Origin of the sequence: Paraburkholderia sp. RL17-347-BIC-D, assembly GCF_046027915.1 — a bacterium.
In the GTDB taxonomy this organism is placed as follows: domain Bacteria; phylum Pseudomonadota; class Gammaproteobacteria; order Burkholderiales; family Burkholderiaceae; genus Paraburkholderia.
In genome coordinates, this window is record NZ_JARESS010000095.1 from 1 (window position 1) to 16,408 (window position 16,408).

14 protein-coding genes are annotated in these 16,408 nt (G+C 63.7%); 9 read left to right on the plus strand and 5 right to left on the minus strand.

Features of this window, described 5'->3' with window-relative positions:
- Nucleotides 1–86 precede the first annotated feature (86 nt).
- Nucleotides 87–2,441 (minus strand): ATP-dependent DNA helicase RecG, encoded by a 2,355-nt coding sequence (recG, locus tag P0D96_RS45705; RefSeq protein WP_408320738.1) that lies wholly within the window; start codon nucleotides 2,439–2,441, stop codon nucleotides 87–89.
- Nucleotides 2,442–2,589: 148 nt separating this feature from the next.
- On the opposite strand from recG, the gene queA reads away from it, so the two are divergent.
- The 5 genes from queA (at nucleotide 2,590) to secF (ending at nucleotide 8,627) form a co-directional block, all read left to right on the plus strand.
- On the plus strand, nucleotides 2,590–3,648 hold the full coding sequence (queA, locus tag P0D96_RS45710) for a tRNA preQ1(34) S-adenosylmethionine ribosyltransferase-isomerase QueA (protein ID WP_132376017.1): 1,059 nt from the start codon (nucleotides 2,590–2,592) through the stop codon (nucleotides 3,646–3,648).
- Between the two features lie 107 nt (nucleotides 3,649–3,755).
- Nucleotides 3,756–4,946, plus strand: coding sequence for a tRNA guanosine(34) transglycosylase Tgt (gene tgt / locus P0D96_RS45715; RefSeq protein ID WP_408183326.1), 1,191 nt, complete (start codon nucleotides 3,756–3,758; stop codon nucleotides 4,944–4,946).
- A 197-nt stretch (nucleotides 4,947–5,143) separates the two neighbouring features.
- On the plus strand, nucleotides 5,144–5,473 hold the full coding sequence (yajC, locus tag P0D96_RS45720; protein WP_007179286.1) for a preprotein translocase subunit YajC: 330 nt from the start codon (nucleotides 5,144–5,146) through the stop codon (nucleotides 5,471–5,473).
- A gap of 118 nt (nucleotides 5,474–5,591) precedes the next feature.
- Complete coding sequence (gene secD / locus P0D96_RS45725; protein ID WP_408320740.1) at nucleotides 5,592–7,658, plus strand: protein translocase subunit SecD; 2,067 nt, start codon at nucleotides 5,592–5,594, stop codon at nucleotides 7,656–7,658.
- 18 nt (nucleotides 7,659–7,676) lie between these two features.
- Nucleotides 7,677–8,627 carry a protein translocase subunit SecF gene (secF, locus tag P0D96_RS45730; protein ID WP_132376020.1) on the plus strand — a complete coding sequence of 317 codons (951 nt, stop codon included), beginning with the start codon at nucleotides 7,677–7,679 and terminating at the stop codon, nucleotides 8,625–8,627.
- Nucleotides 8,628–8,756: 129 nt separating this feature from the next.
- Here secF and P0D96_RS45735 read toward each other — a convergent pair whose 3' ends face one another.
- From P0D96_RS45735 to P0D96_RS45750, 4 genes are all read right to left on the minus strand, one after another.
- Nucleotides 8,757–10,034, minus strand: a complete 1,278-nt coding sequence (locus tag P0D96_RS45735) for an MFS transporter (protein WP_408320742.1) — start codon at nucleotides 10,032–10,034, stop codon at nucleotides 8,757–8,759.
- Between the two features lie 278 nt (nucleotides 10,035–10,312).
- The gene (locus tag P0D96_RS45740) at nucleotides 10,313–10,882 is read right to left on the minus strand and encodes a YceI family protein (protein ID WP_132376981.1); all 570 of its coding nucleotides are present in this window, start codon (nucleotides 10,880–10,882) and stop codon (nucleotides 10,313–10,315) included.
- A 68-nt stretch (nucleotides 10,883–10,950) separates the two neighbouring features.
- Nucleotides 10,951–11,514 carry a YceI family protein gene (locus tag P0D96_RS45745; protein WP_132376022.1) on the minus strand — a complete coding sequence of 188 codons (564 nt, stop codon included), beginning with the start codon at nucleotides 11,512–11,514 and terminating at the stop codon, nucleotides 10,951–10,953.
- Nucleotides 11,515–11,522: 8 nt separating this feature from the next.
- On the minus strand, nucleotides 11,523–12,083 hold the full coding sequence (locus P0D96_RS45750; protein ID WP_132376023.1) for a cytochrome b: 561 nt from the start codon (nucleotides 12,081–12,083) through the stop codon (nucleotides 11,523–11,525).
- A 417-nt stretch (nucleotides 12,084–12,500) separates the two neighbouring features.
- Between P0D96_RS45750 and P0D96_RS45755 the strand changes: the two genes are divergently transcribed.
- Genes P0D96_RS45755 through P0D96_RS45770 form a run of 4 tightly spaced genes read left to right on the plus strand, consistent with a single transcriptional unit; the run spans nucleotide 12,501 to nucleotide 16,338 of the window.
- Nucleotides 12,501–13,286 carry a paraquat-inducible protein A gene (locus P0D96_RS45755; protein WP_408183323.1) on the plus strand — a complete coding sequence of 262 codons (786 nt, stop codon included), beginning with the start codon at nucleotides 12,501–12,503 and terminating at the stop codon, nucleotides 13,284–13,286.
- 7 nt (nucleotides 13,287–13,293) lie between these two features.
- Nucleotides 13,294–13,956: a paraquat-inducible protein A gene (locus tag P0D96_RS45760; RefSeq protein ID WP_132376025.1), complete on the plus strand. Its 663-nt coding sequence runs from the start codon at nucleotides 13,294–13,296 to the stop codon at nucleotides 13,954–13,956.
- Nucleotides 13,949–15,607, plus strand: a complete 1,659-nt coding sequence (locus tag P0D96_RS45765; protein WP_408320744.1) for a PqiB family protein — start codon at nucleotides 13,949–13,951, stop codon at nucleotides 15,605–15,607. The genes P0D96_RS45760 and P0D96_RS45765 overlap by 8 nt, the downstream gene beginning before the upstream one ends.
- Nucleotides 15,604–16,338: a PqiC family protein gene (locus P0D96_RS45770; protein WP_408320746.1), complete on the plus strand. Its 735-nt coding sequence runs from the start codon at nucleotides 15,604–15,606 to the stop codon at nucleotides 16,336–16,338. The genes P0D96_RS45765 and P0D96_RS45770 overlap by 4 nt, the downstream gene beginning before the upstream one ends.
- Nucleotides 16,339–16,408: the final 70 nt, after the last annotated feature.

Here is a 16,408-nt window from a genome sequence, read left to right on the forward strand (position 1 = left end):
AACGCCAATAAACCACCGTGAACTCAAGGAAAGGCCAACACCACAAAAACCACCACCAAAGCGCCGCGCAGGCAAAACACCCACCTTCACGCCTTCAAATACTGCTCCCGCGCCCCCAACCACCGCGCCAAATGCTGCATCACAACCTCAGGAAACTTCTCCAGCAAAACCGCCGCAGCCTCCCGCGCAGGCTCAATCAACCACTGATCATTCTGAAGATCAGCAAACCTCAACATCGCCGCCCCCGACTGCCGCGCCCCCAAAAACTCCCCCGGTCCACGAATCTCAAGATCCCGCCTCGCGATCTCAAAACCATCAGTCGTCTCCCGCATAGTCTGCAGCCGCGCCCGCGCGGTCATCGACAAAGGCCCGGTGTAAAGCAGCACGCAAACCGAAGCCGCACTCCCACGCCCCACCCGTCCCCGCAACTGATGCAACTGCGCAAGCCCAAACCGCTCAGCATGCTCGATCACCATCAATGATGCATTCGGCACATCGACACCCACTTCGATCACCGTCGTCGCGACGAGCAACTGCACCTCATTGCGAGTAAACGCATCCATCACAGCGGCCTTTTCAGCCGGCGCCAGACGCCCATGCACCAGACCGACATTCAACTCGGGCAACGCGGCCACTAGCGTCTCATACGTCTCGACCGCGGTCTGCAACTGCAAGGTCTCGCTTTCCTCGATCAGCGGACACACCCAGTACACCTGCCGGCCCGTCAGCGCGGCCTCGCGCACGCGCCCGATCACCTCCTCTCGCCGCGCGTCGGACACGAGCTTCGTCAGGATCGGCGTGCGTCCAGGCGGCAATTCGTCAATGGTCGAGACGTCGAGGTCGGCGTAATACGTCATTGCGAGCGTGCGCGGAATCGGCGTCGCGGACATCATCAATTGATGCGGCTGGAAGTCGCTTGCGCCATCGGCCGCGTTCTGCGCCTTGGCCCGCAGCGCGAGCCGCTGCGCCACGCCGAAGCGATGCTGTTCGTCGACGATCACGAGCCCGAGGCGCGCGAACTCGACCGCGTCCTGGATGATCGCGTGCGTGCCGATCACGAGTTGCGCCGTGCCGAGCGCGGCGGCTTCGATCGCGGCGCGCTTTTCCCTGGTCTTCAGACTGCCGGCCAGCCACGCGACGCTCACGCCGAGCGGCTCCAGCCAGCCGCGCAATTTGCGCGCGTGCTGTTCGGCGAGGATTTCGGTCGGCGCCATCAGCGCGGCCTGGTAGCCGGCGTCGATGGCCTGTGCCGCGGCCAGCGCGGCGACGATCGTCTTGCCGCTGCCGACGTCGCCCTGCAGGAGCCGCTGCATCGGATGAGGCTGGGTCAGATCGAGCGCGATCTCGCCGCCGACGCGCTCCTGCGCCGCCGTCAGCGAAAACGGCAGCGCCTTCAGCAAGCGCGCCACCAGCGCGGATTCGTCGCCCAGCTTGCGGCGCGGCATGGCCGGCGCGGCGCGCGTGCGGCGCTCGTCGTGCGCGCGCTTGAGCGACATCTGCTGCGCGAGCAATTCCTCGAACTTGATGCGCACCCAGGCCGGGTGCGTGCCGTCGATCAATGCGGTCTCATCGGACTGCGCGCCCGGATGATGCAGCGTGCGCACGGCGTCCATCAGCGACGGCACGCCGAGCGGCTCCATAAACGTCCGCGCGACCGCCTCGGGCAACAACTCCGGAAGCGACGTGCGCGATAGCGCGTTGTCGATCGATTTGCGCAAATATGCCTGCGTCACGCCCGCGGTGCTCGGATAGACCGGCGTCAGCGCCTGCGGCAGCGGCGTGTCTTCGTCGACCACGCGCACGGCCGGATGCACCATCTCCATGCCGAAGAAACCGCCGCGCACATCGCCACGCACCCGCAGCCGCGCGCCGATCGCCATCTGCTTGACCTGCGAGCCGTAGAAATTCAGAAAGCGCAGCACGAGTTCGTCACCGGCGTCGTCGCGCAGTTTCACCAGCAACTGACGACGCGGACGATAGGCAATCTCGTTGTCGAACACCACGCCTTCGGTTTGCGAAATGCCGCCCGGCAGCAGATGCCCGATCGGCGTCAGCGAGGTTTCGTCCTCGTAGCGCATGGGCAGATGCAGCACGAGGTCGATGTCGCGTGTGAGGCCGAGTTTGGCGAGCTTGTCGGCGGTTTTTTCGGCGGGCTTGGCCGCGGGCTTCGCGGACGATTTCGCGGAGGCCTCGGGCGCGGCCTTGCCGGCGGGTTTGTCGCCGAATATGTCGGCAGGCTTGCCGGCGCGCTGGTCGCCAGATGTATCAGCGGGCTCGTCACCCGCTGCGCCGCTGTCAGGAACGACTGTTTCGCGGTCCAGCGCCACGCCCGCGCCTGCTTCGCTTGACGCCGCCACCGCCTTGCCGCGCGGGACGCGGCGCTTGGGCTCGGCGCTCACTTCATCGGTAGCGGAGGGCAATCGGCGGTCGGACAAAGGCATGGGCTGCTTCGCAAGTACAATATCGGCTGTCAAAGGGTTCGGCGCCATACAGCGCGCGGGCTCGCGGGCCGCTCTGGCGTCCCGCAATCATAGCCGCCCGGCTCCGGCTTCGGCTCAATTCAGTTTCATTTCGCTTCCAGTCGTTCGCATGTTGACGCTTTCCGATTTCGATTTCGATCTGCCTCCCGAACTGATCGCGCAAGTCGCGCTGCCCGAGCGCAGCGCCAGCCGTCTGCTCGAGGTAGATCATCCAGCCGACGCCACCGGCCCGGCACGCCTGATCGACCGCCGCTTTGCCGAGTTGCCCGACTGCATCGCAGCCGGCGACCTGCTGGTCTTCAACGATACCAAAGTCCTGAAGGCGCGCTTCCTCGGCCAGAAGGCCAGTGGCGGCAAGATCGAAGTGCTGGTAGAGCGCCTCACCGGCGAGCGCACCGCGCTCGCGCAGATTCGTGCAAGCAAGAGCCCGCAGCCGGGCACCACGATCCGCCTGGCCGATGCTTTCGACGTCACGGTCGGCGAGCGCGTCGAGCCGTTCTACACGCTGCATTTTCCCGGCGACTGCCTGACACTGATCGAGCAGTTCGGCCGCCTGCCGCTGCCGCCGTACATCGAGCACGATCCCGACTCGACCGACGAAACCCGCTATCAAACGGTGTTCGCGCAAAATCCCGGCGCGGTCGCCGCGCCCACGGCCGGCCTGCATTTCGACGACGCGCTGCTGGCCCGCCTCGACGCCAAAGGCGTGGAACGCGCGACGCTGACCCTGCACGTCGGCGCGGGCACGTTCCAGCCCGTGCGGGTCGAGAATCTCGCCGAACACAAGATGCACAGCGAGTGGTATCACCTGCCGCAATCGCTCGCCGACAAGATCGCGGCGACGCGCGCGCGCGGCAACCGCGTGATCGCGGTGGGCACGACCTCGATGCGCGCACTCGAAGCCGCCGCGCGCGACGCCGAAACCGCGGGCCGACCGCTTGCCGCCGCCAGCACGGAAACCGACATTTTCATCACACCGGGCTATAAATTCCGCGTGGTCGACCGGCTCGTCACCAATTTCCATCTGCCGAAGTCGACGCTGCTGATGCTCGTGTCGGCGTTCGCGGGCGTCGAAACGATTCGCGAGACGTATCGCCATGCAATCGAGCAGCGTTACCGCTTCTTCAGTTACGGCGACGCGATGCTGCTCACGCGGCGCGACGCTTGAAGTCAGAGACGCCTTCAGTTTTTGCAGTTCCTCAAGCCGCCGCGAGCCCTTCCGGCGGCGTTTCAACATTGCGCCGGACTGTTCTCCGGTAGCACAGGAGTTATTTCATGACCGACGGTCATCAGTCGCACGACGCGACTTTCGAACGCCCTGACAAGGGCCTCAATTTCGAACTACTCGGCGTCGACGGGCTGGCCCGCCGCGGCCGAGTCACGCTGAATCACGGCGTGGTGGAAACGCCGATCTTCATGCCGGTCGGCACCTACGGCACCGTGAAGGCCGTGCAGCCGCGCGAGCTGGAGGAAATGCACGCGCAGATCATCCTCGGCAACACTTTCCACCTGTGGCTGCGCCCGGGTCTGGAAACGATCGAGGCGCACGGCGGCCTGCACGGCTTCATGGGCTGGAAGAAACCGATTCTCACCGATTCGGGCGGCTTTCAAGTCTTTTCGCTCGGCGATCTGCGCAAGATCACCGAAGATGGCGTCACGTTCGCGTCGCCGATCAACGGCGACAAGCTGTTCCTGTCGCCTGAAGTGTCGATGCAGATCCAGAAAGTGCTGAACTCCGACATCGTCATGCAGTTCGACGAATGCACGCCGTACGCGACCAATAACGTGCCGACCTCGCACAAGGAAGCGGCCGATTCGATGCGTATGTCGATGCGCTGGGCACAGCGCTCCATCGACGAATTCCGCAAGCTGGGCAATCCGAACGCGCTGTTCGGCATCGTTCAGGGGGGCATGTTCGAAGACTTGCGCGACGAGTCGCTGGCGGGGCTCGCGGAGAAGGATTTCCACGGTCTGGCGATTGGCGGCCTGTCGGTCGGCGAACCGAAGGAAGACATGATGCGCGTGCTGAACCACATCGGCCCGAAGCTGCCGGCCAACAAGCCGCACTACCTGATGGGCGTCGGCACGCCGGAAGATCTGGTGGCGGGCGTCGCCGCGGGCGTCGACATGTTCGATTGCGTGATGCCGACCCGCAATGCGCGCAACGGCTGGCTCTTCACGCGTTTCGGCGATGTCAAGATCCGCAATGCCGCGCACAAGAATTCGCTGCGCCCGCTCGACGAGCAATGCGGCTGCTACACCTGCCGAAATTTCACTCGCGGCTACCTGCATCATCTGCATCGTGTAGGAGAAATCCTCGGCGCGCAGTTGAACACGATTCACAACCTGCATTACTACCTCGAACTGATGCAGGAAATCCGCGACGCCATCGACGCGAAAATGTTCGAGCCCTTCCGCAAACGCTTTCACGAGAACCGCGCGCGCGGCACCGCCGAGGCGCCATGACGGCGCGGGGCAACGGATTCAGCCGAAGAATCCGTCAGCCCCGCGAGGAAAACCTTACAATCAACTTTCGTGGGCAGCGAAAAAGGCTTTAAACGGTTGATCGCAAAGCTGATTCGCCGCGCCGAGGCGCGTCAGGCCGGTGGTAGAATAACCGGCTGATTTTTTTGATCGTTTTGACTTATAACGGAGAGACCAACGTGTCGTTCATTTCCAATGCCTTCGCCCAAGGCACAGCAACAGGTGGCATTGAATCGAACCTGATGAGCTTCCTGCCGCTGATCCTGATGTTCGGCGTGCTGTACTTCATCATGATTCGCCCGCAAATGAAGCGCCAGAAGGAACATCGCAACATGCTCGCCGCCATGGCCAAGGGCGATGAAGTGGTGACGAATGGCGGCATCGTCGGCAAGGTGACCAAGGTAGGCGAAGCTTACGTCGGCGTCGAAATCTCGGAAGGCACGGAAATCACCGTGCAAAAAGCGTCGGTCACGACGATTCTCCCGAAGGGCACGATCAAGTCGCTGTAAGGCCTGCTCTCTCGCGTCCGGCGCGGCCTCGCCGGCGGTTTACGCAATCCAACGCTGAATCGCCCGCGCTCATCGCCGGACGCATCGCTTCCAAGCCAACCTTCCCGTTGGACCACTCATGAATCGCTACCCCCTCTGGAAATACGCCGTGATGCTGGTGGCTCTGGTCATCGGCCTCGTGTACACGCTGCCCAATCTGTTCGGCGAAGCGCCGGCGGTGCAGGTGTCGAGCGGCAAGGCCACGGTCAAGCTCGACTCGACCACGCTGTCGGCGGTCGAAGCTGCGCTCGCCGCGAATCAGATCAAGCCGGACGACGTCACCTTCGACAACTCGGCGACCAACGCGAACATCCGCGTGCGTCTGCCGGACACCGACACGCAATTGCGCGTGAAGGACCTGCTGCAGAAGTCGCTGAACAGCGACCCGACCGATCCGCAGTTCGTCGTGGCGCTGAACCTGCAAAGCGCGTCGCCGCGCTGGCTGACCGCCTTGCACGCGCTGCCGATGTACCTCGGTCTCGATCTGCGCGGCGGCGTCCACTTCCTGCTGCAGGTCGACATGGCCGGCGCGCTGAACAAGAAGCTCGATTCGGACGCTTCGGACGCGCGCACCCTGCTGCGTGACAAGAACATCCGCGACGGCGGCGTGAACCGCGTCAACCAGTCGGTGGTGATCAATTTCGCCGACCAGGCGACGGCGGACAACGCAACCAAACAACTGGGCCGCGGCATCAGCGAACTCCAGTGGGCCTCGCAGCCCGGCCCGGACGGCGGCGTGCAACTGGTCGGCACGTTCACGCCGGCGGTGCAGAAAGCCGTGCAGGACGCCGCGCTCAAGCAGAACATCACCACGCTGCATAACCGCGTGAACGAACTCGGCGTGGCCGAGCCGGTGATCCAGCAGCAAGGCTCGGACCGCATCGTGGTCGAACTGCCGGGCGTGCAGGACACGGCGAAGGCGAAGGACATCATCGGCCGCACGGCCACGCTCGAAGCGCGCCTCGCCGATCCGGTCAACACGCATCCGAATCCGAACGATCCGGTGCCGCCAGGCGACGAGCTGTTCACGCAAGGCAATCAGACGCCGGTGCTGCTGCGCAAGCAGATCATCTTCACGGGCGACCGGATTATCGACGCGTCGGCGGGCTTCGACGAACATCAACGTCCTTCCGTCAACATCCGTCTGGATTCGGCCGGCGGCCGCGCGGTGGCCAGCATCTCGCGCGACAACATCGGCAAGCCGATGGCCATGGTGCTGTTCGAAAAGGGCAAGGGCGAAGTGCTGACGGTGGCGACCATCCAGTCGGAACTGGGCGACCGCTTCCAGATCACCGGCCAGGCCACGCCGCAAGGCGCCGCCGACCTCGCGCTGCTGCTGCGCGCCGGTTCGCTGGCCGCGCCGATGGACATCATCGAAGAACGCACGATCGGCCCGAGCCTCGGCGCGGACAACATCAAGAAGGGCTTCCACTCGGTGGTGTGGGGCTTCGCGGCGATCGCCGTCTTCATGATCGCGTACTACATGCTGTTCGGCGTGATCTCGATGATCGGCCTGTCGGTCAACCTGCTGCTGCTGATCGCCGTGCTGTCCATGCTGCAGGCCACGCTCACCTTGCCGGGTATCGCGGCTATCGCGCTCGCGCTCGGTATGGCGATCGACGCGAACGTGCTGATCAACGAACGCGTGCGTGAAGAACTGCGCCACGGCGCGCCGCCGCAACTGGCCATCCAGAACGGCTACGCGCACGCCTGGGCGACGATTCTCGACTCGAACGTCACCACGCTGATCGCCGGTATCGCACTGCTCGCGTTCGGCTCAGGGCCGGTGCGCGGCTTTGCGATCGTGCACTGTATCGGCATTCTGACGTCGATGTTCTCGGCCGTGTTCTTCTCGCGCGGCATCGTCAACCTCTGGTACGGCGGCAAGAAGAAGCTGAAGTCGCTGGCCATCGGCCAGGTGTGGCGTCCGGATACGGTGCCCGCGGGCTCGGCCGCTTACCTCGGCAGCGAAGACGCCGCGACCGACACCGCGCAAGCCGTCGCCGCGGTCGCCGCCAAGCCGTCGAAGGCCAAGGCAGCGGTCGCGCAAGCACGTGCCGGCAAGCCGACCGTGCGCCGCCGCAACGCGCCGGGTTCGTCGACAGGTTCCTCGAGCACGCCGCAGAAACCGGGTTCATCCCGCTGAGTCCCGGAGAACAAGACCATGGAATTTTTCCGTTTTCGCAAAGACATTCCGTTCATGCAGCGTGCGTTGATTTTCAACGCGATCTCGCTGCTGACGTTCCTTGCTGCTGTGTTCTTCCTAGTGCATCGCGGGCTGCATCTGTCGGTGGAGTTCACCGGCGGTACCGTCATCGAAGTGCAGTATCCGGGCGCCGCGCCGCTGGAGCCGGTGCGCGGCACGCTGGGCAAACTCGGTTATGCCGACGCCCAGGTGCAGAACTTCGGCACCTCGCGCGACGTGCTGATCCGTCTGCCGCTCAAGCAGGGCTATACGTCCGCGCAACAGAGCGATCAGGTAATGACCGCGCTGAAGGCCGAGACTCCGCAGGTACAACTGCAGCGTGTCGAGTTCGTCGGCCCGCAGGTCGGCAAGGAGCTCGCCACCGACGGCCTGCTCGCACTGGCCTGTGTGGTGGTCGGCATCGTGATTTACCTGTCGTTCCGCTTCGAATGGAAGTACGCGGTGGCCGGCGTGATCGCGAACTTGCACGACGTGATCATCATTCTCGGCTTCTTCGCGTTCTTCCAGTGGGAGTTCTCGCTGTCGGTGCTGGCCGCGGTGCTGGCAGTGCTGGGCTACTCGGTGAACGAATCGGTGGTTATCTTCGACCGGATTCGTGAGACCTTCCGCCGCGAGCGCAAGCTGACCGTGATCGAGGTGATCAACCACGCGATCACCAGCACGATGTCGCGAACCATCATCACCCACGGCTGTACGCAGATGATGGTGCTGTCGATGTTCCTGTTCGGCGGCCCGACGCTGCACTACTTCGCCTTGGCGCTGACGGTCGGTATTCTGTTCGGTATCTACTCGTCGGTGTTCGTCGCCGCGGCGCTCGCCATGTGGTTCGGCGTGAAGCGCGAAGACCTGATCAAGGACAAGAAGGATCGCACCGATTCCGACGATCCGAACGCAGGCGCGCAAGTCTGATTCTGGCGTAGTTTCAGACCTCGCAATGCAAAAGGCCGGTTCATCACGAACCGGCCTTTTGCGTTTACCGCCGCCCTTGCTCCGCCATCACACTGCTCTATCCCGCAGCAGCGTCAGAAGGCGTCCGCTTCAGCGAAAGCCTAGCTTACGCCGCGCCGCCATCAGCGCGACGAGGCTCACGATCGCGGCGAAAATCAGGTAGTAACTCGGCGCGGCCTTCGAGCCCGTGAAGCTGATCAGCCACGCGATGATGAACGGCCCGAAACCGCCGAAGATCGTCACGGCAATGTTATAAGCCAGCGACATGCCGGTCGTGCGCGTTTGCACCGGGAACATCTCCGAGAGCAGCCCTGGCAGCGCCGCGAAATAGCCGGTCATCAGAAAGCCGAACACGATCTGCATGGCGATCAAGGTGCCGAAGGTCGGATGCGCGACCAGATACACGAAGGCCGGGTAGATGAGGATGAGCAGCAGCAGCGCCGACGTCAGCATGATCGTGGTGCGTCCGTGCCGGTCCGACAGATGGCCGATCAGCGGCGAGAACACCATCTGTATCAAACCGGTCAGCGCGATCGCCGCGAACGCGACCGACGGCGCCAATCCCAATTGCTTCACGCCGAATGTCGGCATGAACAGCACCAGATAGGTCGACACCGTGCCGAGCACCACCACGCCGATCGCAATCAGCAGACGCAACTTCTGGCTGGTGAAGGTGTCGCGCAGCGGCGTCTCGGTCGTTTCGGCCGCGAGAAACTCGGGCGTCTCGTCGAGCTTCGTGCGGATGTACCACGCGACCGGCCCGATCAGCAGACCAAAAATGAACGGCACCCGCCACCCCCAGGAACCCATCTGTTCGGGCGACAGCTTGCCGGTAAGCAGCACGCCGAAGCCGGCGGCGAGCAGCGTAGTGAGCCCCTGGCTCGCCACCTGCCAGCTCGCGAAGAAGCCGCGCCGCCCCGGCACATGCTCCGCAAGAAACGCGGTGGCGCTGCCGAACTCGCCGCCGGCCGAAAAGCCTTGCATCAAACGCGCCAACACGAGAATCACCGGCGCGGCGAGGCCGATGCTTTGATAGGTCGGCAGGATCGCGATGATCAGCGTGCCGGCCATCATCAGCAGGATCGAGAGCGTGAGCGCCGCCTTGCGGCCGGCGCGGTCGGCGTATGCCCCTATCACGATCGCGCCGAGCGGCCGCATGAAGAACGACACGCCGAATGTGCCAAGCGTGAGGAGCAGCGAGACCGTGTCGTTACCGGCCGGGAAAAACAGCTTCGCGATGATCACCGCGAAAAAACCGTACACCACCAGATCGAACCATTCCAGCGCGTTACCGATCGAGGCCGCGATCACCGCGCGCCACGAATTCTGCCGGCTCCCCGCTAGGCTTGCTGCCGTCGTTGCGTTCATGCAGATCTCCAAGTCGCGCGAAATATTATTCATGTTGGCTGACGCCTGAAACGCCCGACTGGATGCGCGCACAACCAATACGGTGCCTGCGCTCTATGTACCCGAAAAATTAATACGACGCGAGTGCGAAATTGCGCTATGCCGCCGCGTAAGGCTTCCAGCGTGTCGGATGGCCAAGAAAAAACCGCTTCATCGCAAAAGCGAACGAAGCGGTTTTTTTGTTGCGGCGCAATGCGCCGCGCAACTCAATAGCCCAAGTCAAAAGACGCGTTAGGCCCTTATTGCTTGATGCCCTCGGATTGAATGTGCAGCTTGGTATCCATGCTGAAGCCATATTTGGTGCCGAAATCCATGCCGTAGTCGGCGCGGCTGAAATGCGCGCTCGCTTCCACGCCGCACACTTCGCGCTTGAGCATCGGATGCGGCATGCACTTGAACGAATCGATCTTCAGATTCAGCGGCTTGGTGACGCCGTGCATCGTCAGGTTGCCGATCACTTCGACCGGCTTGTCGCCGTCGAACTTGATGTCGGTGCCCTTATAAGTCGCCGACGGATACTTGGCGACGTCGAAGAACTCGTTCGACTTCAGATGCTCGTCGAGCTTGCCGTTGCCCGTTTCGATCGACGCCGGATCGACCGTCACGTCGACCGTGCCGGTTTTCGCCGCGCGGTCGAGCGTGACCGTGCCGGAACTCTTGGTGAACTTGCCGCGCCACACCGAGAGGCCGCCGAAGTGATCCGCCTCGAAGCTCGGATACGTGTGGGTCGGGTCGAGCTGATAGGTATCCGCGGCCGCGAACGCGCCGAACGAGAAAGAAGAAGCCAGCGCGCCGACGGCGATCAACATGGATGTTTTCAATTCAAGCTCCTGGGTTCTGGAAAAAAGGCTGCCGCGCCCGAACGGCGCGGCACATGTCACTTATGTGCTGCAACGATATGAAACTTGATGACGACCTCGTCGGCGACCACGGAGGTGTCCTTCCATTCGCCGGTGCCGATGTCGAATTGCGAGCGCTTGATCGGCAGCGACCCGTCGAAGGTTTGCACGGCGCCCTGCTGGGACACCGTGACCGGCACCACCACCGTCTGCGATTTACCCTTGATGGTCAGCTTGCCGGTCACCTTGAACTGGTTGCCGCCGGCCGGCGCGATCGCGCTCGAGACGAAGGTGGCGCTCGGATACGTCTTCGCGTCGAACCAGTCCTTGCCGCGCACCTGGTCGTTGTAGCTTTCGTCGCCGAGATCGTAGCTGGCCACGTCGATGCTGAGCTGCGCAGTGCCGTCGGCCGGTTTGGCCGGATCGAACTTGAGCTGCGCGTTGAACTTGCCGAACTTGCCTTCCACCGGCACGTTCATCTGCTTCGACGTGGCCGTCACCGAACTCTTTGCGACGTCGACTTGCGCGAGAGCGCTGCCGGCCACCGTCAGCGAGGTCGCGGCGAAAGCGGCGAGCATGTAGCGATAAAACGAGACCTTCATGGTTGTCCTTATTTGAGGAAAGGGAGCATGCGCGAGAGCAGGCCGTCGCGATCCAGCCATTGATGCTTGAGCGCGGCCGCGACGTGCAACGCGACCAGCACGAGCAAGGTGTAATTCAGCGTGATGTGCACGTTCTTCAGGAGTTCCTTGAGATGCGGGTCCGGCGCAATCAGGCGCGGCAGCGGAATCAGCCCGAGGTACACCACCGGTATGTTGGCCGCCGAGCTATACAGATAGCCCGAGGCGGGAATCGCGATCATCAGCACGTACAGCAGCAGGTGCACGAGATGCGCGGCGCCGCGCTGCCAGACCGGCATGCGGCGCGGCATCACGGGGGCCGCGTGCGTGGCGCGCCACAGAATGCGCAGGACGGCGAGCGCGAACACCGTCACACCGATCCATTTGTGCCACGAGAAGTACTTCAGCTTGGTGGGCGTGAAGCCCGGGATATCGGTCATCACCCAGCCGAGCGCGAAGCCGCACACGATCAGCAACGCGATCAGCCAATGCAAGGCGATGGCAGTCCGCGTGTACGACTCCCGGCTGCTGAATGAAGGATTGAGTGCCATGACAGGTCAACGCAAGCTAAGTGAGGTTAACGGCGCAGCCCGCACTGCTATTCCAGGTACCGATGCGCAGCGCATCGGCGCGTACGATCGGACCATGCCTGCTGCGGCACGCGCCAAGGCGGCCATGCTACCCCAATCGGAAAAAACTGGCTGCGGCCCGCTGATATGCCGCCGACCGGCCGCTCCAGCGACATGGCCCCATATTGAACAATTGGGGACGGAGGCTGTCAGAGTTATACCGAATCCATGTAGGATCAACCGTCCGCCGAAAAGGCCGTCCCGGCCCACGGTCCGCAGCCCGTGCGACTGTCTGTGCGACGGCCGGGCGCGTTTTGGTACTATTACCCCACCCTTTTATCAGACCTGCCATAGAACGGGCATTGCACGCTTCCCCTCACACCGTCGGCCCTTTGCCCTATGGACCATGACAATCTGATCGCGTGCCATGAATGCGATACGCTGTTCCGCAAGCCGCGGCTTGTCGGGCGCACGGTCGCGCGCTGTCCGCGTTGCGGAGCGACGCTCTATCGCGGCGTGTCCCGCAAGCTCGACGCCATCAGCGCGATGACGCTCGGCGCGCTGATCACTTTCCTGATCGCGCAGGGCTTCCCGATCGTCGAACTCGAAGCCAACGGCATTACCTCGCAGACCACGCTGTTCGGCGCGCTCGTCGCGCTGTGGGGCGAGGAGATGCAGATTGTCGCGATCATGGTGTTCTGCTCGACCATTCTGTTTCCGCTGACCGAGCTCGTCGCGCTGCTCTATGTGCTGATCCCGCTGCGCGCAGGCTATGTGCCGCCCGCCTTCAACCAGGTGCTGCGCGCCATTCAGTTCGTGCGCCCGTGGGGCATGATCGAAGTGTTCATGCTCGGCGTGCTGATCACGATCGTGAAGATGGTCAGCCTCGCGCGCGTGATTCCGGAAGCGGCGCTGTTCGCGTTCGGCGTGCTCACGCTGATGTTCGCGGTGGTGGTCACGTTCGATCCGCGCATTCTGTGGGACCTCGCCGACGAACTCGGCGCCCTCAACCAGCGGCCGCTGCCGCGCACCTCCGCCGATAGCGCGGCGGCCGCCGTCAGTTCGGTCGCCGGACCGCCCGCGCCGCCCGAGGTGCACGCCGCGGCAGCGCCCGACGTGCAGACTGCACCGTCCGCCTTGCCGTCGGCCGCGCCGCCGGCGCCACCGGTGCCACGCCGAGGATGAGCACGCCATGAAATACGTCACCGCGAAACGCGCGGGCCTGCTCAGTTGTCATGCGTGCGGACGCGTCGAACCGCGCATCCGCTCCGTCACGCCGCAGCACTGCGGACGCTGCGGCTCGCGCCTGCACTCGCGCAACCCCGACAGCCTCATGCGCACCTGGGCGCTGCTGATCGCCGCCGCGCTCCTGTATATTCCCGCGAATCTGCTGCCGGTGATGCATACCTCGTCGCTGCTCGGTTCCGAAGACGACACCATCATGAGCGGCGTCGTCTATTTCTGGACCTCGGGCGACTGGCCGCTGGCGGTGATCGTGTTCATCGCCAGCATCATGGTGCCGATGCTCAAGCTGAGCGTGCTCGTGCTGCTCACCGTCACGGCGCAGCGCCATTCGCGCTGGCGGCCCGACCAGCGCACCACGCTTTACCGGATGGTCGAGCGGATCGGGCGCTGGTCGATGCTCGACGTGTTCGTCGTCACGCTGACCGTCGCGCTGGTGCGCTTCAAATCGCTTGCCGTCATTACGGCCGGCCCCGGGGCGATCGCCTTCGGCTCGGTGGTGATTCTGACCATGATGGCCTCCATGCAATTCGATCCCCGACTCATCTGGGATGACGTGGAAGGCGGCGTGAACGGCAGTACCCAAAAACCTCAGGATCTCAAACATGACTAGCCCGCAAGAACCGACGCCCGCCTCCGATGCGCCGCGCAACGATTCGAACGGACCGAAGCTTCCGCCCCAACTCCCAGACCCTGAAATTGAGCCGCGCAGCCGCTGGCTGCCTTCCCTCGTCTGGGTGATTCCGCTGATCGCCGCGCTGATCGGCATCGCGCTCGTGATCAAATCGGTGACCCAAAGAGGCCCGACCATCACGATCAGCTTCATCAGCGCCGAAGGCCTCGAACCCGGCAAGACCAAGGTGAAGTACAAGGACGTCGACGTCGGCTCGGTGAAGACCATCACGCTGTCGAAAGATCTGTCCCACGTGCTGGTGCAGGTGCAATTGACCAAGGAAGGCGAAGATTTCGCGGTCAAGGATTCGCGTTTCTGGGTGGTGCGGCCGCGCGTCGGCGCGAGCGGCGTGTCGGGTCTCACTACGCTGCTCTCGGGCGCGTACATCGGTGCGGACGCCGGGCACTCGCCGGATAGCGAGAAGAATTTCGTCGGCCTCGAAACGCCGCCGCCGATCACCGGCGACCAGAAGGGCCACCAGTTCGTCCTGCACGGCGACTCGCTCGGCTCGATCGACATCGGCTCGCCGATCTTCTACCGGCGCGTGCAGGTCGGCCAGGTGGTCGGCTTCTCGCTCGACAAGGACGGCACCGGCGTGACCATGCAGGTCTTCGTGTCCGCGCCGTTCGACCAGTACGTCGGCACCAATTCGCGCTGGTGGCATGCAAGCGGCGTCGATCTGCGGCTCGATTCCAGCGGCTTCAAGCTGAACACGCAGTCGCTGGCCACGGTGATCGTGGGCGGCTTGTCGTTCCAGTCGCCGCCGGGTCAAGGCGTGGGCGCGCAGGCGCCGAACAACATGACGTTCCGGCTCGGCTCCGACGAAGCGGATGCGATGCGCGAACCGGATGGCGTGCCGTTGCGCGTAGTGATGAATTTCAACCAGTCGCTGCGTGGGCTGTCGGTCGGCGCGCCGGTCGATTTCCGCGGCATCGTGCTGGGCCAGGTGACCAACATCAGCATCGACTACGATCCGAAAACGCGCAGCTTCACGATGCCGGTGACCATGAACCTGTACCCCGACCGTCTCGGCAAGCGCTTCCGCGAGACCGCGCCGGTGCCGGGCACGCTCGCCGGTCAAACGCTCTTGCAACAGCTCGTCAAGCACGGTTTGCGCGGCCAGTTGCGCACCGGCAATCTGATCACGAGCCAGTTGTATGTGGCGCTGGATATCTTCCCGAAGGCGCCGCCGGCGACCGTCGACGTGGCGAGCGATCCGCTCGAACTGCCGACGATTCCGAACACGCTCGACGAGTTGCAGCTCCAGGTCGCCGACATTGCGAAGAAGCTGGACAAGGTGCCGTTCGATCAGATCGGCAACAACCTCAACAGCGCGCTGAAGAACGCCGATCAGCTCTTCACGCGACTCGACAAGGAAGTCGTGCCGCAGGCTCGCGACACCCTCGCGGCGGCGAAGCAGACCTTCGGTTCGGCCGAGGCGACGTTGCAGCAGGATTCGCCGTTGCAGTCCGATGTTCATCAGGCGTTGCAGGAATTGACGCGCACGTTGCAGTCGCTGAATGCGCTGTCGGATTATCTGGAGCGCCACCCCGAATCGCTGTTGCGCGGTAAATCAGGAGATAAACCATGATGTTTGCCCGGCTCCCCCGCCCGCCGCGCGGGCTCGTGCGCGGCGCTTTTGTTGCCGGCGCTCTGGCCGGACTCGTGGCGCTGGCGGCGTGCTCGTCGCCTTCGAGCCGCTTTTATACGCTGGGTGCCGATAGTACTGCCGGCTCCGTCGCGCCGGTCAGCGCCCGGACCTCGGCCGCGCCGGCGTGGCTGATCGAAGTTGCGCCGATCGACGTGCCGCCGCAGGTATCGAAGAATCAGCTGGTCGTGCAGACGGGACCGACGCAGGTCAAAGTGCTCGAAGAAGAGCGCTGGGCCTCGCTGCCGGGCGACGAGATCCGCCGGGCTTTGTCGACGAGTCTGACGCAGCAGCTCAACACGATCGATGTGTATGGGACCGCTTATCCGGATGGGACGCCGGTGTATCGGGTCAGCATGAATGTGCAGCGGTTCGAGTCATGGCCCGGTTCGCATGCGTTGATCGATGCGGTGTGGAGTGTGCGGGCTGTGCGCAGTACTGCGGTGATGACTTGCCGGAGTGTGGTGAGTGAGCCGGTTAGCGGTGGGTATGATGCGCTGGTTGAGGGGCATCGGCGGGCGTTGCAGGAAATCTCCACGCAAGTTGCTTCGGCTGTGCAGGCTATGGCGGCTTCGGCTCCGCAGGGTAAGGGGGGTTCTTCCGCTGGCAAAGTTGGGGCTGTGGCTACGCCGCCTTGTCCTTCTGTGGGTGGAGCGGCTGTCGCCGGCAGTTGAGGTTTTTGGTTCGCCGCAGCGATTTGATTGGCTGTGGTCTTCGCGGTGTTGGCCTTTCCTTGAATTCATG

Bases quoted from the DNA above. Each gene is read 5' to 3' on its own strand.
- recG (WP_408320738.1), bottom strand. From the start codon at position 2,441: ATGCCTTTGTCCGACCGCCGATTGCCCTCCGCTACCGATGAAGTGAGC.
- queA (WP_132376017.1), top strand. From the start codon at position 2,590: ATGTTGACGCTTTCCGATTTCGATTTCGATCTGCCTCCCGAACTGATC.
- tgt (WP_408183326.1), top strand. From the start codon at position 3,756: ATGACCGACGGTCATCAGTCGCACGACGCGACTTTCGAACGCCCTGAC.
- secD (WP_408320740.1), top strand. From the start codon at position 5,592: ATGAATCGCTACCCCCTCTGGAAATACGCCGTGATGCTGGTGGCTCTG.
- secF (WP_132376020.1), top strand. From the start codon at position 7,677: ATGGAATTTTTCCGTTTTCGCAAAGACATTCCGTTCATGCAGCGTGCG.
- P0D96_RS45735 (WP_408320742.1), bottom strand. From the start codon at position 10,034: ATGAACGCAACGACGGCAGCAAGCCTAGCGGGGAGCCGGCAGAATTCG.
- P0D96_RS45740 (WP_132376981.1), bottom strand. From the start codon at position 10,882: ATGTTGATCGCCGTCGGCGCGCTGGCTTCTTCTTTCTCGTTCGGCGCG.
- P0D96_RS45745 (WP_132376022.1), bottom strand. From the start codon at position 11,514: ATGAAGGTCTCGTTTTATCGCTACATGCTCGCCGCTTTCGCCGCGACC.
- P0D96_RS45750 (WP_132376023.1), bottom strand. From the start codon at position 12,083: ATGGCACTCAATCCTTCATTCAGCAGCCGGGAGTCGTACACGCGGACT.
- P0D96_RS45755 (WP_408183323.1), top strand. From the start codon at position 12,501: ATGGACCATGACAATCTGATCGCGTGCCATGAATGCGATACGCTGTTC.
- P0D96_RS45760 (WP_132376025.1), top strand. From the start codon at position 13,294: ATGAAATACGTCACCGCGAAACGCGCGGGCCTGCTCAGTTGTCATGCG.
- P0D96_RS45765 (WP_408320744.1), top strand. From the start codon at position 13,949: ATGACTAGCCCGCAAGAACCGACGCCCGCCTCCGATGCGCCGCGCAAC.
- P0D96_RS45770 (WP_408320746.1), top strand. From the start codon at position 15,604: ATGATGTTTGCCCGGCTCCCCCGCCCGCCGCGCGGGCTCGTGCGCGGC.